The following is a 19449-nucleotide window of genomic DNA, read 5'->3' as shown; positions in this document are numbered from 1 at the left end:
GGCCCCACCCCAGGTTTGCGCCCCGGGGTTGGTTTAACTTAGCGGCGCTCTTGCCGCCGGGTTCGCGCAAGCCGACGGCGCCAACTAGGCCGCGTCGGCGGCGAACAGCTTGTCGTAGGCGGCCAGCAGGGTCTGGTGCATGGCGCTGCCCTCGAAGTCGGCGCCCAGGGTGTCGAGGCCGAAGAAGCGCTCGCTACCGTCGAGCAGGGCTTCGGCCAGGCGCAGTGCTTCGCCGCCGAACATCAGTTCCAGCGAGCGGGTGTAGTTGGCCGACTCGTCGTCCTCGTCGAGCTTGACGATGGCTTCGACGCAGCGGTACACCAGGCGGCGCGGCGCGGCCAGGTCCTTGAAGTGGTGGATCCAGTCGCACCCCTCGAGGATGGCTTCCTGGTCGCCCACCACCAGGGCCAGCAGGGTCTTCAGTTCGCCGATGCGCAACTGCTTCCACGGCGTGCCCGGCGCGGCGGCCAGGCCGAGGATTTCCCACAGCGGCCGCTCGTCGTTCAGGTTCGAGGTCTGCAGGTCGGCCAGCAGGGTGGTGCATTCCTGCACGCTCAGTTCGTGCAGGCGCACCAGCAGCGGGCGCAACTCGTTGCCGATGCTGTTGTTCTCCCACTCCAGATCCTCGACCGGGTAGATCTCCGAGAAGCCGGGCACCAGGATGCGGCAGCTGTAGGCGCCCTGTTCGCTGAAGTCGGCCACGTAGATGTCCTTGCCCTCGGCGTGGACGGCGTCGACCAGCCACTGGTAGTCCTCGTCGGTGGTGGTGCTGAAGTTCCAGTCGCAGAAGGGGTAGTCCGGCGTGTCGCTCATGAAGTTCCAGCTGATTACGCCGCTCGAATCGACGAAGTGGATTTCCAGGTTGGCCACGGCGTTGATCTCGCTCATGTCGAAGCTCGGCTCGGGGAAGCCCTCCAGCGAGGCCAGCACGCGGCCCTGCAGCAGCTCGGTCATGGCGCGTTCCAGCGCGATCTCGAAGCGCGGGTGGGCGCCGTAGCTGGAGAACACGCCCTGGTCCTTGGGATGGATCAGGGTGACGTTCATCACCGGGTACTTGCCGCCCAGCGAGGCGTCCTTGACCAGGATGCCGAAGCCGGCCTTGCGCAGGCCGGCGATGCCGGCGGCGATGGCGGGGAAGCGGGCGACGACGTCGTCCGGCACCTCCGGCAGGCACAGGCCCTCGGCGATGACGCGGTACTTGATGGCGCGCTCGAAGATCTCGGACAGCGCCTGGCTGCGCGCCTCCTTGACGGTGTTGCCGGCGGCCATGCCGTTGCTGACGTACAGGTTGCCGATGATGTTGACCGGGATGTAGGCGGTGCTGCCGTCGCGCAGGCGTTGGTAGGGCAGGGCGCAGATGCCGCGCTCGACGTTGCCCGAGTTCAGGTCGACCAGCACGCTGCCGTCGATCTCGCCGTCCGGGTTGTAGAAGGCGTGCAGCTCGGCGTTGAGCATCTCGGCCGGCCATTCGCCGTCGGCGCCGGGCTGGAACCATTTCTCTTGCGGATAGTGGACGACGGGACGCCGGGCGCGGCTGGCGCCGAGGTTGAAGTGGGTCCAGAAATAGTGGGTGCCGAGGCGCTCGACGAACTCGCCGTAGGCGCTGGCGCGGGCCGCCAGTTCGGTGGCGCCCTTGCCGTTGGAGAACAGCATCGGGCACTCCTGGTCCTTCATGTGGGTCGACCAGATGCCGTCGACCTCGTGCAGCAGCGACGACTCGTTGAGCTTGAAGCCGCGCTTGGCCAGCTTGGCCTGCATGGTGGCGATGGTCGTTTCAAGGGCGGCGTCTTTGCCGGGGATAAAGGTTTCAGTAGTCATCGAGACGTCTCGCAAAGAAGGGACGGGCGGGCGCGCAGGGGCGTCCGGCGGCAGGGTGCAACAGTGACGCCGGCGGCGCGCGTCGGGCATGGCGCAAGCGGGCCCGGGCGGCGCGTGCCGCTGGGCTGGGCGGTCAGGCGAATTCATGTGCTGCTTGTCCAAAGCATACCATTGGCCGAGGCAACGGCGCTGGGCAAGCGCGCGCTGTGGCTGGAGACGCGCCTGGTCAACGCCCGCGCCGCCGCCTTCCACCAGGCGCGCGGCTACCGCCGCATCGCCAATTACGGCAAGCACGCCGGCAACGCGCCGGCGGTGTGCTTCGAGAAAGTGCTGGTGCAAGGCGGGGTCAGTGCCGACATTCGGACACGACCTCAACCGTACGTCATGCGGATGAGAGTGTTTCTTGGTACTTTTGTACGGCCCGGCCAACTGTCTTGTATGAGACGCCGAATTGTTTGCCGATCTGTTGCATGGTGAACGCGGTCGAATAGTACGCGCGGGCCATCGCCTCGTCGCGATTGGCGTATATTTTCTCGTATTCATCAAGCGGCAAAGCAAGTGAACGTCTTTGCACCTTGGATACGGCGCGAACTAAATCTGCTTGTGGTGGCTGGCGATGTTGCGCGATAAAGCTGTCGTCGCCCAAGAACACTTGGTGGGTAGTATTGCTCAGAGGGCTGGGTAGGCTGTGGCCTGCCATAACAAATTTCTCATAGGCCGGTATCGCTTCATGGCGCGATGCAGCGAATTGATTTAGCAGCCAATCGGTGTGTAGCCAGGTGGGAACGGCCGCACGACCCATAGTGGAATGATGGTTGCTCCATGGCCATTCGCCCAACGTCCTCACCATGTTCGCCCTGAGGGGATTTAGCACGATATAGCGCGCCAGCTCCAAGAGGTAGTTGTCCTTCTGAACCAGGATGGCTTTATAACGCCCTTGGAAAAGATGGCCTACCACCCCGTGACGTCGGTTGAAATGCTGCGAGTATAGTCCGTTCAATTGCCGCATTCCCTGCGATAAATTGCCCTCGCTGGTCTCCAGCAATAGATGGTAGTGGTTGCTCATTTGGCAGTAGGCATGGACCACAAGATTGAACCTTGCTGCGGTTCGCCCCACTATTTCTAACCAGGCATATCGGTCGCCGCTATCGCAATAGATATCCTCGCTACGATCACCCCGTGAAGTGATGTGGTATAGCGCGCCGGGAAATTCCAGTCTGAGAGGGCGGGTCATTGTGTGAGCCTAACTGCAGGCCGCCCTGGCAGAAGTGATCCATCTCAGCTAAAAGGCAGGTTTGGATGCTTCGCGATAGTTGAGTTCGTGTCCGAATGTCGGCACTGACCCCGACGTGGACCCCGGCATGGTTGAGCTCGTGTCCGAATGTCGGCACTGACCCCGCTGGTGGCTGCTGACCCCGCTGGTGGCTGACCCCGGGGGGATCATTTGATGCACACCGCCCGCACCATCTTGATGTCGGTGATGCCCAGCAGGACCTTTTCGATGCCGTCCATCTTCAGCGTCAGCATGCCGTCTTCCAGCGCGGCGGCGAGCAGCTGGGCGACCCGGCTGTGCTCCTGCAGCAGCCGCTTGACCTTGTCGCTGCCGATCATCAGCTCGTGCAGGCCGACGCGGCCGCGATAGCCCTTGTTGCACTCGTCGCAGCCGACGGCGCGGTACAGCGTGAAGCGGCCGTCGGGCCCGGCGTAGCGCTGGCGCCAGCCGGCCAGCACGGCGCCGCGGCCGGCTGGCGCGTCGGCCAGGAAGCCGGCGGTGTTGAGCAACTCCTCGCAGTATTCGTCGAGCAGCAGCTCGACCTCGGCGGCGTCCGGCTGGTAGGCTTGCTTGCAGCCGGCGCATAGGCGCTTGGCCAGCCGCTGCGCCAGGATGCCGAGCAGGGCGTCGGCGAAGTTGAACGGGTCCATGCCCATGTCGAGCAGGCGCACGATGGACTCGGGCGCGCTGTTGGTGTGCAAGGTGGCGAACACCAGGTGGCCGGTCAGCGAGGCTTCGATGCCCATGCCGACGGTCTCCTTGTCGCGCATCTCGCCGACCATGATGATGTCCGGGTCGGCGCGCAGGAAGGCGCGCATGACGGTGGCGAAGTCGAGCCCGGCCTTGCGGTTGACCTGCACCTGGCGCAGCCCTTTCTGGGTGATCTCGACCGGGTCCTCGGCGGTCCAGATCTTGGTCTCGGGCGTGTTCAGGTAGTGCAGCACCGAGTGCAGGGTGGTGGTCTTGCCCGAGCCGGTCGGGCCGCAGACGAAGAACAGGCCGTAGGGCTTTTCGATGGTGGCGCGCAGCCGCGCCAGGTTGAACGGCAACACGCCCAGCTTGTCGAGCGGGATCGGCTCGCCGGCCGCCAGGATGCGCATGACGATGTCTTCGACGCCGCCGGCCGAGGGGATGGTGGCGACGCGCAGCTCGATGTCGAGCGGGCCGTATTTCTTGAACTTGATCTTGCCGTCCTGCGGCTTGCGCCGCTCGGAGATGTCGAGGTCGCACATGATCTTGACGCGCGCCACCAGGGCGCTGCGGTAGCTGGCCGGGATCTCGATGTAGGGGATCAGCGTGCCGTCCTTGCGGAAGCGGATGCCGGTCTTGCCCTTGCCCGGCAGCGGTTCGATGTGGATGTCGGAGACGCCCTGGCGGTAGGCGTCGACGATGATCTTGTTGAGCAGCTTGACCAGCTCGTTCTCGACCGCCTCGGACACCTCGCCGCCGCCGCCGTCGCCCTCGTCGTCGCCGTCGTCCATGCCCGACAGCAGGTCGCCGACGCTGCCCGAGTCGGCGGCGGCGCCGTAGAACTGCTCGACCATCTGGCGGAACTCGCGCCCGCTGGTGACGCGGTAGTGCACCTTGGCCTTGGGGAAGATCTGGTTGACGATGTGGGCGTGCGCCACCCGCTCCGGATCGAGCGCCACCACCAGCAGGCCGTCCTTGTTGTCCTCCAGCGGCAGCCAGCCGTTCTCCTCGATGTACTGGCGCTTGAGGTTGCGCAGCAGCTCGATCGGCTTCAGCCGGTCGGCCTTGAAGTGTTCGTGGGGCACGGCGTAGAACTTGGCCAGCGCCTGCCCCAGCGCGGCCGGCTTGACCTGGAACTCGTCGAGCAGCACCTCCTCGATGTCGCGCGCCTGCTTGCGCGCCGAGCGGGTGGCCAGCTCCAGCTCGGCGGCCGACAGCAGGGCCTCGGTGACCAGGCCGTCATACTTGCTGCGCACCATCTGCGGCGGCTTGAGGCGCTGGCTGAAGGCCACCGACAGGGTCTCGCACAACTGCTCGACACCGTCGACGGCGATGGCGGCAAAGGGGCCGCCGCCACGGTGGTTGATGAACTGCACCACGCCGAGCAGCTCGTGCGACTGCACCGCCAGCAGCGGCGCCACCAGCATCTGCCGGGTGCGGTAGCCGGTGCGCTGGTCGACACCGCGCTGGAAATGCAGCTCGGCGCAGTGGCGGCCCAGCTCGGCCTCGTCGTAGACGTCGGCCAGGTTGACGGTGCGCCGGGTCTGCGCGACGTAGCCGGCGATGCTGTGCGCGTCGATCGGCAGCTTCAGGTCGCGGAAGGTGGTCAGCCCGGTCTTCACCTTGGAGACGATGTGCGCGCCGTCGACGGCGTACAGGGTGAAGCGCTCGCAGTTGAACAGGTCGCAGAACTCCATGCCCAGGTCGAGCATGATCTCGTCGAGTTGATGGGTGGCGTGGATCTTGGTGCTGACCGCCTGCAGCTTCTGGAAGAAGGCCAGGCGCAGGTCGACCTCGCTGGGCGGGACGCGGTTGGCGGTGTCGTTCATGGTGGCGCTCCTGGGCGGGAAAGGCACGGCAAATACGGCAAATACGGCAAAATCGGCAAAATGCGGGCAAGACCTGGCCGGCGGCCAGCTTAGTGCAGCTCCACCTCCAGCCCCTCGTAGGCCAGGAACACCTGCAGGTTGCCGGGCAGCGGGGCGTGGCGGGCGATGACGTCGGCGAACACCGCCTCGAGCTCGTCGTCGCCGCGGGTCGGCTCGTGGTGGGTGCAGTACAGCCGCTTGGCGCCGGTGCGCGCGGCCAGCGCCAGCGCCGAGTCGAAGGTGCCGTGGCCCCAGCCCTGCTTGGCCGGATACTCCTCGCGGGTGTAGGAGCAGTCGACGATCAGCGCGTCGACGCCGCGCACCACGGCGTCGATGGCGGCGCTGCGCCGCTCGATGTGGGCCTGGTAGCTGGCGTGCTCGGGGTGGCCGGGCGGGTGGATGTTGTAGTAGGGCTCGTGGTCGCCGGTGAAGAACAGCGAGCGGCCGTTGCACTCGACCCGGTAGCCGAGGTCGGTCACCGGGTGGTTCATCACCACGTTGTGCACCACCGCGTCGCCGACGCCGATCGGCTGGCCGATGCTCAGCGTGGTGTATTCGATGGTGGCGTCCATCTGCGTCTCGCTGACCGGGAAGTAGCTGTTCTGCAGCTGCACGCCCATCACGTGCTCGATGCCGTTGCCGGTGACCGGGTCGGTGGCGCCGTGCAGGCGCACCCGGCTGCCACGGATGAACAGCGGCGAGAAGAAGGGCAGGCCGTGGATGTGGTCCCAGTGGCTGTGGGTGATGAAGATGTTGGCCTGCACCGGGGCGCGGCCGTGCGCCAGCAGCGACTGCGCCAGCGCGAAGATGCCGGTGCCGCCGTCGATGATGATCAGGGTGCCGTCGTCGCTGCGCACCTCGATGCAGGTGGTGTTGCCGCCGTAGCGCGCGGTGCGCGGCCCGGGCGAGGGGATGGAACCGCGCACCCCCCAGAATTTGAATTTCATGCTGTGTCCCTGTTGCCCGTGCCGCCGGTCCGCCCGGTTGACGCCGGTGCCGGCCGGCGCGGTCCTGTCTGTTGGGCCTGCCGCATCAACCGTGGTGGAATAGGCAAGCTGCGATTCCCCCGATCATAGCCTCTTTTGCCCCCGCGTTGCTGGCAAACTGTGCCGGGCGCGGCGATTTTCGCCACCGGCGCCGGCGCCGAAATGTGCCAAATCGGGACAGTTTTCGCCGCCGCGCGGCGGCCGACGCATTTGTCGATGTACAGGAGCTTGCGCTGGGGCTACACTTCCTATCAGCATGTCTAGCATTGCGATTAGTCAAATCGGCGGCGGCATGCCTGTCGCGTGGCGGCGCGCCGCCCACCTCTACAGGCACGATAACAACCATGCAAGAGTTGAATCCTACCCAGATCGCCCAGCGGCTCGACCAGTTGACCGAGCTCAGCGTTGAACTCGGCAGCAGCCACGACGTCGCCTCGCTGCTCGAACGCATTTTGCTGGTCGCCAAGAACATGACCGGCGCCGACGGCGGCACCCTGTACCGTCCCAGCGCGGACGGCCGCGAGCTGCGCTTCCACATCTCGGTCAACGACAGCCTGGGCCTGCGCCAGGGCGGCGCCAGCGGCGCGGCGATCGACATCCCCGGCGTGCCCCTGTTCGACGCCCAGGGCGAGCGCAACCTGGCCTCGGTGGCGGCCTACGCCGCCAACTTCCGCCAGTCGGTCAACATCGAGGACGTCTACCAGGCCGACGTCTTCAACTTCTCCGGCATGCGCTCGTTCGACCAGCACTACGGCTACCACTCGCAGTCCTTCCTGACGGTGCCGATGAACGACCACGAGGGCGAGCTGGTCGGCGTGCTGCAATTGATCAACGCCAAAGACCCGGAGAGCGGCGCCATCCACGCCTTTTCCACCACCGACCAGCGCTTCATCGAGGCGCTGGCGGCGCAGGGCGCGGTGGCCATCACCAACCAGCGGCTGATCCTGCAACTGGAGGAGCTGCTCGAATCGCTGGTCAACCTGATCAACATCGGCATCGACGAAAAATCCCCCTACACCGGACGCCACTGCCAGTTCGTGCCGGAGCTGACCATGCTGCTGGCCGAGGCGGTGCACAACACCGACAGCGGCCCGCTGGCCGAGTTCCGCATGAGCGAGGCCGACCGCAAGGAGCTGTGGCTGGCCGGCCTGCTGCACGACTGCGGCAAGATCACCACGCCGGTCCACGTGGTCGACAAGGCGACCAAGCTGGAGACCATCTTCGACCGCATCGGCATGATCGACACCCGCTTCGAGGTGCTGCGCCGCGACGCCGAGCTGGCCGCGCTGCGCGCCCAGTGCGGCGGCGCCGACGCGGCGGCCTGCGCCGCCGAGCTGGCGCAGCGCCTGGCCCAGCTCGACCGCGACCGCGACTTCCTGCGCCAGGCCAACATCGGCGGCGAGGGCATGGCGGCGGCCGACCAGCAACGCGTGCGCGAGATCGCCGCCTACCGCTGGCGCGGCCCGGACGGCAGCGAGCAGGACTTCCTCTCGCCCGAGGAGGTGGGCAACCTGACCATCCGCTTCGGCACCCTGACCGAGGAGGAGCGCAAGGTCATCAACAACCACATCGTGGTGACCATCCGCATGCTCGAGGCGCTGCCCTGGCCCAAGCATTTGCAACACGTCGCCGAGTACGCCGGCGGCCACCACGAGCGGATGGACGGCAAGGGTTATCCGCGCGGCCTGAGCAAGGCGCAGATGTCGGTGCAGGCGCGGGTGATGGCGATCGCCGACATCTTCGAGGCGCTGACGGCGCGCGACCGGCCCTACAAGAAGGGCAAGACCCTGTCGGAGTCGTTGCGCATCCTCGGCAACTTCAGCCTGAACGGCCACATCGACCCGGACCTGTTCGACATCTTCATCCGCCGCCGGGTGTATCTGGAGTTCGCCAACAAGAACATGGACCCGCGCCAGATCGACGCCATCGACGAGGCCCTGATCCCGGGCTACCGGCCCTAAGGCCATGGCGCGTCCGCCGACGACAGGGGAGGCGGCGTGCGCCTGAGCGGCGCCAATTGGGGCCGCCGGCTGCGCAAGCACGGCGCGCGCTGGGCGCTGGGACTGCTGCTGACCGCGCTGGCGGCGCTGTACACGCTGAACTATTTCCCGCTGGCGGCGCTGGCCCACCTCGACACCTTCCTGTCCGACCAGCGCATGCGGCTGGAGCCGGCCGTGCTCGACCCGCGCGTGGTGATCGTCGACATCGACGAGAAGAGCCTGACCGAGATCGGCCGCTTCCCCTGGGGCCGCGACGTGATGGCGCGCCTGGTGACCCAGCTGGGCGAACACTACCAGGCCGGCGCGATCGGCTTCGACATCTCCTTCCCCGAGCCGGACACCTCGTCCGGCTACGCCGTGCTGCAGCGCCTGGCGCAGCGGCAACTCAAGGAGGTGGCCGGCTTCGCCGCCAGCCTGGCCGCGCTGAAGGACGAGCTGGACTACGACGGCCTGCTGGCGGCGGCCATCAGGGGCCGGCCGGTGGTGCTCGGCTACAACGTATCGGACAAGCAAGTCAAAGGCGTGCTGCCGGCGCCGGCCTTCAGCGTCGCCGGGCTGCACGGCCGCGCGGTGAGCGCCTACACCGCGCGCGGCTACGAGGCCAACATCGCCCGCCTGCAACAGGCGGCGCGCGGCGCCGGCATCTTCACCGCGCTGACCGACAGCGACGGCGTGGTGCGCTCGTCGACCCTGTTGCAGCGCATCGGCGACGGCTACTACCCCTCGCTGTCGCTGGCCGTCAGCGCCGTGTTCCTCAACGCGCGCGCCATCGCGCCGTATTTCGAGGACACCGCCGACACCCTGTCGGCCGCCGAGCTCGACAACGGCGGCCTCGAATACATCAGCCTGTTCGTCGACGGCCCGCGCGGCAAGGGCCAGATCGGCATCCCGGTCGGCGAGGGGCTGACCACCACGGTGCAGTTCCGCGGCCGGGGCGGGCCGGAGGGCGGCGCCTTCCGCTACCTGTCGGCCGCCGACGTGCTGGCCGGCAAGGTCGCGCCGGCGCTGCTGAAGGACGCCATCGTGCTGGTCGGCACCACCGCGCCCGGCCTGAACGACGTGCGCGCCACCCCGGTCAACGCCGAGTACCCGGGGGTCGAGGTGCACGCCAACCTGATCAAGTCGATCCTCGACAACAGCTTCAAGTCGCGCCCCTACTACGCCTTCACCGTGGAGTTCCTGCAGGTGGTGGTGCTGGGCCTGCTGCTGACGGCGGCGCTGGCCGTGCTCTCGCCGCTGTACTCGGTGCTGCTGTCGCTGGCGGCGCTGGCCGCCGCCGCCGGCTTCAACTACTACCTGTACAGCGCGCACGACGCCGTGCTCAACATGGCCGCCGTGCTGCTGCTGGTGTTCGCCCTGTTCATCCTCAACGTCGCCTGGGGTTATTTCTTCGAGGTCAGGCGCGGCCGCGCGCTGGTCTCGCGCTTCGGCGAGTATGTCGCCCCCGAGCTGGTCGCCGAGATGGCCGACGACCCGGAAAAATACAATATGGACGGCGAGAGCCGCCAGCTGACCGTGCTGTTCGTCGACGTGCGCGGCTTCACCACCATCTCCGAGGGGCTGACGCCGAAGGCGCTGCGCGAGTACATCAACCTGTACCTGACGGCGATGTCGGAGGACATCCGCGACAGCCACCGCGGCACGCTCGACAAGTACATCGGCGACGCCGTCATGGCCTTCTGGGGCGCGCCGGTGGCCTTCGCCGACCACGCCAGCCGGGCCGTCGCCACCGCCTTGCTGATGCAGGCCAGCGCGGCGCGGCTGAACCTGGACTTCATCGCCCGTGGCTGGCCGCCGCTGAAGATCGGCATCGGCCTGAACAGCGGCCTGATGCATGTCGGCGACATGGGTTCGAAGATCCGCCGCGCCTACACGGTGATGGGCGACGCCGTCAACCTCGGCTCGCGGCTGGAGGGCATCACCAAGGTCTACGGCGTCGGCATCGCGGTCGGCGAGACGACGCGCGCGGCGGCGCCCGAATTCGCCTACCGCGAGCTGGACCTGGTGCGCGTCAAGGGCAAGAACGAGCCGGTCGCCATCTACGAGCCGCTGGCGCTGGCGCGCGAGATCGACGCCGCCACGCAGGCCGAGCTGGCGCGCTGGGGGCAGGCGCTGGCCGCCGTGCGGGCGCAGGACTGGGACCGGGCCGAGCGCCTGCTCGCCGAGCTGGGCGCGGCGGCGCCCGAGCGCGGCCTGTACGCGCTGTACGCCGGCCGCGTGGCGTGGTTCCGCGGCCATCCACCCGGCGCCGACTGGGACGGCGTGACCACCTTCGAGACCAAGTGAGCCGCTGAAAAACGCCGTGGCGCGATGCCGGCGCGGCGGCGCGCAAAACCCGGGCCTGGCGCGGCTGTGCGGAAAACCGACGCGGCGCGCGGAATGTGCTGACGAAGCGGCAAAACAAGACTAGACTACAGGTAACAATAATTTCCTGCTGGCTATTTTTGCGTGCTTACGCAAAGCGGCCGGGAGGAGTCTGCCGCGCCGCCGCCCGTCCCATTGTGGGGAGCCGCCGGCCACGCCTTTGCGCCGTCCTAAGCGCGCAAACACGGCCATGTCGCCGCCGCCCGCCTGCCTGGAATGGCGCGGCGTCGGATTTGAAAGTGTTGCTTCTGAACACTATAAGCGGTGTGGGAGGGTTTTTCCCATGCCCCCTTATGCTAGCATCGGAGTAGGCAACTTCATCCACAGCGTAAGAAAATTCCATGACCCGACACATGAAACGTCACCTGTTGAGCATGCTCGCCGGCGCCCTGCTGGTCACGGCCTCGGCGCCGGGCCGCAGCGCCGAGGCCGCCGCCGCGCCCATCCGTTTCGACATCAAGCGCTTCGACGTCAGCGGCAACACCCTGCTGCCGCCGGCGCAGATCGAACAGCTGCTGGCCCGCTTCACCGGCCAGGAGCGCGACTTCGGCGACGTCCAGCGGGCGCTGGAGGCGCTCGAGGCGGCCTACCACGCGCGCGGCTACAACGTGGTCACCGTCGAGCTGCCGGAACAGGAGCTGAACCAGGGCGTGGTGCGCTTCAAGGTGGTGCAAAGCACGATCGGCCGGGTCAGCGTGAAGAACAACCAATATTTCGACGAGGCCAACATCCGCCGCAGCCTGCCGGCCTTGCAGGAGGGCCGGCTGCCCAACCTGGCGCAGATCTCGGCCGGGCTCAAGCTGGGCAATGAAAACCCGGCCAAGAAGGTCAACCTGAAGCTGCAAAGCGGCGAGCGCGACGACGAGGTCGACGCCGTGCTGGAGGTGGCCGACGAACGCCCATGGAAGGCCATGCTCAACCTGGACAACACCGGCACCGAGCAGACCGGCAAGACCCACGCCGGCTTGGTGCTGCAGAACGCCAACCTGTGGGGCCGCGACCACGTCGCCAGCCTGCAATACACCACCACGCTGGAACACCCCAGCCGGGTCAAGGTCTACGGCGCCGGCTACCACATCCCGCTGTACGCGCTGGGCGACTCGCTGGACTTGTTCGCCAGCTATTCGAACGTCGACTCGGGCACCGTCAGCGCCGGCGTGTTCGACCTGGCCGTCAGCGGCAAGGGCGCGGTGTACGGCGGACGCTACAACCAGAACCTGGCCAAGCGCGGCAATTACGAGTCGCGGCTGGTCTACGGCCTCGACTACAAGGCCTTCAAGAACAGCGTCCTGCTGCTCGGCCAGGAGCTCGGCAACGACGTCACGGTGCACCCGCTGAGCCTGGGTTACCTGGGCACCTGGACCCTGGACAAGGGCGAACTCAGCGCCTCGCTGACCCTGCTGCACAATGTCGCCGGCGGCGCCAAGGGCGGCCAGGACGCCTTCACCCTGGCGCGCCTCGGCGCCAAGGCCGGCTATACGGCGCTGCGCTTCGCCGCCAGCGCCAGCTACCCGCTGGCCGCCGACTGGGCGCTGCGCGCCATTGTCAACGGCCAGTACAGCGCCGACGCGCTGATCCCCGGCGAGCAGTTCGGCGCCGGCGGTTCGAGCTCGGTGCGCGGCTTCGCCGAGCGCGAAATCTCCAACGACAGCGGCCTGGGCGCCAACCTGGAGGCCTACACGCCCAACCTCTGCGTCGGCCGGGACGGCTGGAACTGCCGCCTGCTGGCCTTCTACGACCATGCCCGGGTGCGCCGCAACCACGCGCTGCCGGGCGAATTGGACGGCACCTCGATCGCCAGCGCCGGCCTCGGCCTGCGCTTCCTGATCGCCAGCAACCTCAATCTGCAAATCGACTACGGCCATGTGCTGCGCGCCGGCGCCACCGCGCGCGCCGACGCCAACCGTCTGCATCTGCGCCTGGGCCTGTCGTACTAGACGGCCCGGCCACACCAGGACACGATGATGAAAAACCTCCACAGCCAGCACACCCTCCGGCCCGCCAGCACGGCGGCCTCCCTGCACCTGCGCCGCAAGCTGTTGGCGGTGGTGGTGGCGGCCTGCTTCAGCACGGCGCAGGCCAACCCCGTCTCGCCGCAGGTGGTGCACGGCCAGGCGACGTTCAACCAGCAGGGCGCGCTGTTCTCGATCACCAACACGCCGAACACCATCATCGACTGGAAAAGTTTCTCGATCAATCCGGGCGAGCTGACCCGCTTCATCCAGCAGAGCGGCGACAGCCGCGTGCTCAACCGCATCACCGGCCAGGACCCCAGCCAGATCCTCGGCGCGCTGCAGTCGAACGGCAAGGTGTTCCTGATCAATCCGAACGGCGTGCTGTTCGGCAGGGACGCGCGGGTCGACGTCAACGGCCTGGTGGCGTCCAGCCTGGCGATCTCCAACGCCGATTTCCTGGCCGGCAAGAACAACTTCAGCGCCGGCGCCGGCGCCGGCAAAGTGGCCAACGCCGGCAGCATCACCACGCCGGGCGGCGGCCAGGTCTTCCTGCTGGCGCCCGAGGTGGAGAACAGCGGCCTGATCACGGCGCCCAACGGCGAGGTGGTGTTGGCGGCCGGCCACAGCGTGCAGCTGGTCGATTCGAGCAATCCGGACGTGCGCGTGCTGCTGGCCGCGCCGGCCGACCGCGCCTTGAACCTGGGCGCCATCGTCGCCCAGGGCGGCCGGGTCGGCATCTACGGCGCGCTGGTCAGCCAGCGCGGCAACATCAACGCCGACTCGGCGGTGCGCGGCGCGCAGGGCCAGATCATCCTCAAGGCCAGCGGCAGCACGCTGCTCGAGGCCGGCAGCGTGACCAGCGCCGGCAACGCGGCGGGGCAGGGCGGCCACATCGAACTGCTGGGCCGGCAGGTCGGCCTGAACGGCAACGCGCTGGTCGACGCCAGCGGCGCGACCGGCGGCGGCAGCGTGCTGGTCGGCGGCGACTACCAGGGCGCCAACCCGGCGCTGCGCAATGCGCAGCAAACCTTCGTGGCGCCGGCGGCGCGGATCCGCGCCGACGCGCTGGCGCGGGGCGACGGCGGCAAGGTGGTGGTGTGGAGCGAGACGGCCACGCGCATGCACGGCGGCATTTCGGCGCGCGGCGGCGCGGCCGGCGGCAACGGCGGCCTGGTGGAAACCTCGGGCCATTATCTCGATGTCGCCGGCGCCAAGGTCGACGCCGGCGCGCCGGCCGGCGCCCGCGGCCGCTGGCTGCTCGACCCCTACGACATCGAGGTGGTGGCCACTGGCGGCGGCGTCTCGGACATCAGCGAGCTGGCGCTGTTCGCCAACGCGCCGTCGAGCGGCACCAGCACGGTGGACGCCGCAATGCTATCGGGCCAGACCGCCGACGTGGTGCTGCAGGCCAACCACGACATCACCTTCAACAGCGCGGTGGCGATCAGCCACCCCGGCACGGGCTTGACCGCGCAGGCCGGCAACAACATCAACGTCAACGCCGCCATCGGCACCAACAACGGCGCCATCACACTGAGCGCCAACGACGCCGGCGGCGCCAACCACGACACCGGCCTGTTGAGCATCAACGCCGGCGGCGCCCTGAGCACCGGCGGCGGCAACCTGAACCTGAGCGGCACCAGCGTGCAGATCCACGACGCCTTGACCCTGGGCGGCGGCGCGCTGGGCGTGACGGCGGCGAAGGCCGACGGCGCCATCACGCTGGGCAGCGACGGCAACATCAGCGGCGTGGCGACGGCCTCCTTGCTGGCCGATAACATCACCCTGTCCCACGGCATCGAAGCCGGCGGCCGCAGCGGCACCGGCGCGGTGACGCTGGCACCCTACACGGCGGGGCGCGGCATCACCCTGGGCGGCAAATCGGGCGGCACGCTGGGCCTGGAGTCGGGCGAGCTGAGCGGCATTGCCACCCACACCCTGACGCTGGGCAACGGCAGCGCCGGCAGCATCGTCAGCGCCGCCACGCTGGGCCTGGACGACCTGACCGATCTGAACCTGATCAGCGGCGCCGCCATCACGCTGAACCACAACATCACGCTGAGCGACGCCTACGCCACGCTGAGCGCCACGGCGCTCGGCAGCGGCGGCTTGGCGGTCGGCAGCGGCGCGCAACTGCAGGCGCCCACCATCGCCCTGCGCGCCGACCAGATGAGCTTGGCCGGCGCGCTCGGCGCGGCCACGCTCAAGCTCGACACCTACGGCAGCGCCACCGTCATCAACGTCGGCAGCGGCGCCACCGACGCCAGCGGCGTGCTCGGCCTGAGCGAGACGGAATTGAAGACCAGCAGCGGCGCCAACCTGCTGATCGGCGGCTACAGCGGCCACCACGGCGCGCTGACGGTGGTCGGCACGCTCAACTTGGGCGAGAGCGGCGGCAGCGCGCAGAGCAAGCTGAGCCTGACCGGCGGCGGCGTCGCCGTCAACGGCGCCGTCACGGTGCAGGGCGCGCTGGCCTTGCTGGCCATCGGCGAGGGCGGTGCCGTCACGCAGAGCGCGGCGCTCAACGCCGCCAGCCTGTCGGCCATCGGCACGGCGGTCACGCTGAGCGGCAACAACACGGTGGCCCACGTCTCCGGCCACAGCACCGTCGGCGCCTTCCAGTTCAAGACCGGCGGCGCGCTGACGGTCGACACCGGCAACGAGTACAGCGGCATCAACGGCGCCAGCGGCGTCACCCTGGCGGCCAGCTCGATCGAGCAGAATTCCTACGCGCCGGTGGTGACGCCGCAGCTGACCCTGCTCACGGCCGGCAATGTGCATTTGAATAGCATCTCCAACCAGATCGCCGCGCTGACGGCGGAGAACGTCAGCCTGCTCAGCCTCACCAACCTCGGCGCGCTGACCCTGGGCGCCGTCAGCCTGAACAACAACAACGACACCTACCTGAGCATCAGCACCAGCGGCCAGCTGAAGGTCGAGCAGGCGGTGTCCAGCCATGGCGCCAACCTGCAACTGAGCGGCGCCAGCATCGTGCTCGAAAACACCAGCACGCCGAGCGCGGCCAGCGTGACCGGCGGCAACGTGGCGCTGAGCGCGACGGGCAGCAGCGGCATTTGGCTCAAAAACGGCGCCAGCGTGTCCGGCAGCTCGATCAGCTTCGACGCCAACCGCGTCGCCCTCAACAGCACCGCGTCGGTGCACGGCGTGGTGCCGAGCAGCGCCTCGCCCGGCTTCTATCCCACCGTCAGTTTCGTCACCCACAGTGCCGGCCAGGCCATCGAGGTCGGCGCCGGTGCCAGCGACGGCGAGGGTAGCGCGCTGGCGCTGACCGACACCATGCTGAGAACCGTCAGCGGCGCCGGCATCAGCATCGGCCAGAGCAGCCACACCGGCGGCATCAGCGTGGTCGGCGCGCTCGACCTGAGCGGCTCGGCCAACTACGCCCAGAAGCTGACGCTGCAGACCGGCGGCAACCTGATGGTGGCGGCGCCGCTCACCGTCGGCGGCGGCATCGGCCTGGAGTCCGCTGGCGTGCTGACCAACCACGGCATGCTGAGCGCGCTGGCCGTCTACCTGCGCGGCGACAACATCGTGCTCGGCACCAGCGCCGGCCAGGGCATCAACGCCGGCGGCGGCCTGGTCGCGCTGGCCCCCCATTCCAGCGGCAAGGCGGTCGAACTGGGCAGCTCGGCGGCCAGCAGCGACAAGCTGCGCCTGTCGGCCGCAGGCCTGGCGACGATCAGCGCCGCCAGGCTGGACATCTCGGCCGACGGCGACCTCGACGTGGTCGGCGCGCTGTCGCTGCCGAGCAGCGTGCTGGGGCTCAACAGTCCGGGCAAAATCACCATCGGCGCGACGCTCGGCGCCGACGTGCTGAAGCTCAAGTCGGACGAACTGAGCATCACCGACACCGTCACCGCCAACGTCGTCAGCATGTCGCCCGCCACCAGCGGACGCGGCATCACCGTCGGCGCCGCCTGCGCCTCGCCGCCGTGCCTGTCGATCACCGACCTGTCCTTCCTGGCCGCCGCCACCGTCGGCATCGGTTCGACCGACAGCAACACCCTGACCGGCAACATCAGCGTCGCCGGCATCACCGTCGGGGTCAGCGCGCTGACCGACCGCAACGCGCTGACCACCCGCATCGGCCTGCTGGGCAACGGCCAGATTAGCCAGACCGGTCCGATCGAGGTGCGCGACCTGGGCATCGAGACCAACGGCGCGGTCAGCCTGACCAACAGCGGCAACAAGGTGCAGAACCTGGCGGCGCACCAGACCGGCAGCGGCCACAATTTCAGCTTCGTCAACAACCGCAGCCTGGCGATCGCCCGCCTGGTCGGCGGCGGCAACACCGCGGCGCAGCTCTACGATGTCGACGGCCTCTACTCGCAGGGCAATGTCTCGCTGGCCATCGCCAGCGGCGCGCTGAGCGGCGCCATCACCCGCGCCGACGGCACCGTCGTGCCCGGCGGCAGCATCACCGCCGGCCTGCTGACGCTCGACGCCACCGAGGGCATCGGCACGGCCGCCTTGCCGCTGCTGACCCAGGTGGCCGAGTTGACGGCCGAGAACAAGGCCGGCAGCCACAGCACGGCGCCGATCAACATCACCAATATCAACAACCCGCACCACCAGGTCGAGGGCCACCCGGTCGAGCTGGTCGTGCACAAGTTGTGGCAGACCGACGTGACGACGCCGAACGACGGCGCCATCACGCTCGACAACACCGGCGGCGTGGTCGTCGGCGCCGGCGACAGCATCAAGACCGGCGTCGGCGCGATCAGCGTGCAGACCCACAGCCCGTTGAGCGTGTTCGGCGAGGTCAGTTCCTCGTCGGGCAATATCCACTTGGCGGCGGGCGGGCCGAGCAACGCGACCGACGACATTCTGACCATTTTCGGCCAGGTCATGTCGAGCAGCGGCAACATCGCGCTGGCCGCCGGCCACAACATCGTCGGCGTCACCAGCAGCACCGTACACACCACCAGCGGCCAGGTGAGCAGCGCGCCGGGGCAGAACTTGCCGACCCCGACGCCGACCCCGACCCCGACGCCGACCCCCACGCCGGAGCCGACGCCGACGCCGGTGCCAACCCCGACGCCGGTTCCAACCCCGACGCCGACGCCCGTGCCAACGCCCACGCCCGTGCCGACCCCGACGCCCACGCCCGAACCGACGCCGACGCCGACGCCCGTGCCGACCCCGGTTCCGACCCCGGTGCCAACGCCGGCGCCGACGCCGACCCCGGTGCCGACGCCAACCCCAACGCCGCCACCGTCGGCCGACATCTGCACCATCGCGCCGAACTCGGCACTGTGCCAGATCCTGTCGCCGCCGACGGCCAGCGAACCGGTCAAGCCGGTGCAGCAGGCCAGCAACGAGGTGATCAAAACCATCGCCAGCGGTGCGCCGCGCCACGACGCGACGACGGTCTTCCTCGATCCGGACAAGGCGTCGTCCACCGGCGGCGGCGGCAGCAGCGGCGGCGCCGCGGCGGCCAGCACGCCGGACGACAGCAAGGCCGACAACGGCAAGAAGGACGACAAAAAGTCGGACGACAAATCGGTCGCCAGCAATGGAAAAAGTGAAACGAAAAATGAACCCGTCAAAAAACTCTATTGCAATTAAGGCCTGGCTGCTGCTGGTCTTGTGGTGTGCCGGCTCGCTGGCGCTGGCGGCCCAGGTCGCCGGCACGGTGACCCAGCTGAGCGGCCCGCTGCTGGCGCGCAAGGCCGACGGCGCCGTCAAGATCCTCTCGCTCAAGTCCGAGGTGGAGAGCGGCGACACACTGGTGACGGAGAAGAACACCTACGCCCTGGTCAAGTTCATCGACAACAGCGAGGTCACGCTCAAGCCCGGCACCACCTTCAAGATCGACAACTTCTCCTTCGACGCCGGCAAACCGGGCGGCGACGCCGCCTCGTTCAGCCTGGTCAAGGGCGGCCTGCGCTCGCTGACCGGCCTGCTCGGCAAACGCAGCAAGGAACGCTTCGAACTGAAGACGCCGAGCGCCACCATCGGCATACGCGGCACCACCTTCATCGCCGAATGGGAGCCCGAGCCCGAGGTCAGCGTCGCCGCGCGCGAAGCCTGGCGCATGGCCAGCACCGCCGCGCTGGGCGGCACCGACGCCGCCCCGCTGATGCCGCTGCGTCCGTTGCCGCCGCCTTTGTTGCTGGCGCAGGGGCCGCCGCAGCCGCCGAGCGCGGCGCGGCCGCCCGGCCTGTACGTGCAAGTGCTCGACGGCCTGATCCATTTGAGCAACAGCGGCGGCTCGCAACAGTTCGCCGCCGGCCAGTTCGGCTACACCGCCTCGTTCAAGCAGCCGCCGGTGGTGCTGCCGCTCAACCCCGGCATGCAATTCACGCCGCCGCCGGCCTTCAGCGCGTCGTCGAGTGGCGCCAACGGCGGCAGCGCCGGCGCCGGCAAACCGAAGACCGTCGACTGCGAGGTGCGCTGAGCGGGGCGGGCGGCGGCGCGGCAGCGCCTGCCGCCACCCACTCCGCACGAAAGCGCTTGACCTTCCTATCATGG

General features: G+C 68.4%; 9 protein-coding genes. 5 read left to right on the top strand and 4 right to left on the bottom strand.

Features of this window, described 5'->3' with window-relative positions; genetic code table 11:
• Positions 1 to 84 precede the first annotated feature (84 nt).
• The 4 genes from ycaO to H7U20_RS07195 all read right to left on the bottom strand — a co-directional run bounded on the left by ycaO (position 85) and on the right by H7U20_RS07195 (position 6596).
• A complete protein-coding gene (gene ycaO / locus H7U20_RS07210) occupies positions 85 to 1818 on the bottom strand; it encodes a 30S ribosomal protein S12 methylthiotransferase accessory factor YcaO (RefSeq protein WP_199518932.1) in 1734 nt (577 codons plus the stop codon).
• Positions 1819 to 2200: 382 nt separating this feature from the next.
• Positions 2201 to 3052, bottom strand: coding sequence for a transposase (locus H7U20_RS07205; protein ID WP_199518931.1), 852 nt, complete (start codon positions 3050 to 3052; stop codon positions 2201 to 2203).
• A 206-nt stretch (positions 3053 to 3258) separates the two neighbouring features.
• Positions 3259 to 5610: an ATPase, T2SS/T4P/T4SS family gene (locus H7U20_RS07200; RefSeq protein ID WP_199518930.1), complete on the bottom strand. Its 2352-nt coding sequence runs from the start codon at positions 5608 to 5610 to the stop codon at positions 3259 to 3261.
• An 89-nt stretch (positions 5611 to 5699) separates the two neighbouring features.
• Positions 5700 to 6596 carry an MBL fold metallo-hydrolase gene (locus tag H7U20_RS07195; protein ID WP_199518929.1) on the bottom strand — a complete coding sequence of 299 codons (897 nt, stop codon included), beginning with the start codon at positions 6594 to 6596 and terminating at the stop codon, positions 5700 to 5702.
• A gap of 383 nt (positions 6597 to 6979) precedes the next feature.
• On the opposite strand from H7U20_RS07195, the gene H7U20_RS07190 reads away from it, so the two are divergent.
• The 5 genes from H7U20_RS07190 (at position 6980) to H7U20_RS07170 (ending at position 19375) form a co-directional block, all read left to right on the top strand.
• Positions 6980 to 8596, top strand: a complete 1617-nt coding sequence (locus H7U20_RS07190; protein WP_199518928.1) for an HD family phosphohydrolase — start codon at positions 6980 to 6982, stop codon at positions 8594 to 8596.
• Between the two features lie 36 nt (positions 8597 to 8632).
• The gene (locus H7U20_RS07185; RefSeq protein WP_199518927.1) at positions 8633 to 10921 is read left to right on the top strand and encodes a CHASE2 domain-containing protein; all 2289 of its coding nucleotides are present in this window, start codon (positions 8633 to 8635) and stop codon (positions 10919 to 10921) included.
• A gap of 431 nt (positions 10922 to 11352) precedes the next feature.
• Complete coding sequence (locus H7U20_RS07180) at positions 11353 to 12936, top strand: ShlB/FhaC/HecB family hemolysin secretion/activation protein (RefSeq protein ID WP_199518926.1); 1584 nt, start codon at positions 11353 to 11355, stop codon at positions 12934 to 12936.
• Positions 12937 to 12963: 27 nt separating this feature from the next.
• Positions 12964 to 18543 (top strand): two-partner secretion domain-containing protein, encoded by a 5580-nt coding sequence (locus H7U20_RS30130; RefSeq protein ID WP_233410561.1) that lies wholly within the window; start codon positions 12964 to 12966, stop codon positions 18541 to 18543.
• Positions 18512 to 19375, top strand: coding sequence for a FecR family protein (locus H7U20_RS07170; protein ID WP_199518925.1), 864 nt, complete (start codon positions 18512 to 18514; stop codon positions 19373 to 19375). The genes H7U20_RS30130 and H7U20_RS07170 overlap by 32 nt, the downstream gene beginning before the upstream one ends.
• Positions 19376 to 19449: the final 74 nt, after the last annotated feature.

Source organism: Rugamonas violacea (assembly GCF_016461825.1).
Taxonomy (GTDB): domain Bacteria; phylum Pseudomonadota; class Gammaproteobacteria; order Burkholderiales; family Burkholderiaceae_D; genus Rugamonas.
Note: the sequence above shows the minus strand (reverse complement) of the source record. Positions and strands in the feature narration are given on the sequence as shown.

Excerpts from the sequence above, each read along its gene's own strand:
- ycaO (WP_199518932.1), bottom strand. The coding sequence starts at position 1,818 with ATGACTACTGAAACCTTTATCCCCGGCAAAGACGCCGCCCTTGAAACG.
- H7U20_RS07205 (WP_199518931.1), bottom strand. The coding sequence starts at position 3,052 with ATGACCCGCCCTCTCAGACTGGAATTTCCCGGCGCGCTATACCACATC.
- H7U20_RS07200 (WP_199518930.1), bottom strand. The coding sequence starts at position 5,610 with ATGAACGACACCGCCAACCGCGTCCCGCCCAGCGAGGTCGACCTGCGC.
- H7U20_RS07195 (WP_199518929.1), bottom strand. The coding sequence starts at position 6,596 with ATGAAATTCAAATTCTGGGGGGTGCGCGGTTCCATCCCCTCGCCCGGG.
- H7U20_RS07190 (WP_199518928.1), top strand. The coding sequence starts at position 6,980 with ATGCAAGAGTTGAATCCTACCCAGATCGCCCAGCGGCTCGACCAGTTG.
- H7U20_RS07180 (WP_199518926.1), top strand. The coding sequence starts at position 11,353 with ATGAAACGTCACCTGTTGAGCATGCTCGCCGGCGCCCTGCTGGTCACG.
- H7U20_RS30130 (WP_233410561.1), top strand. The coding sequence starts at position 12,964 with ATGAAAAACCTCCACAGCCAGCACACCCTCCGGCCCGCCAGCACGGCG.
- H7U20_RS07170 (WP_199518925.1), top strand. The coding sequence starts at position 18,512 with ATGAACCCGTCAAAAAACTCTATTGCAATTAAGGCCTGGCTGCTGCTG.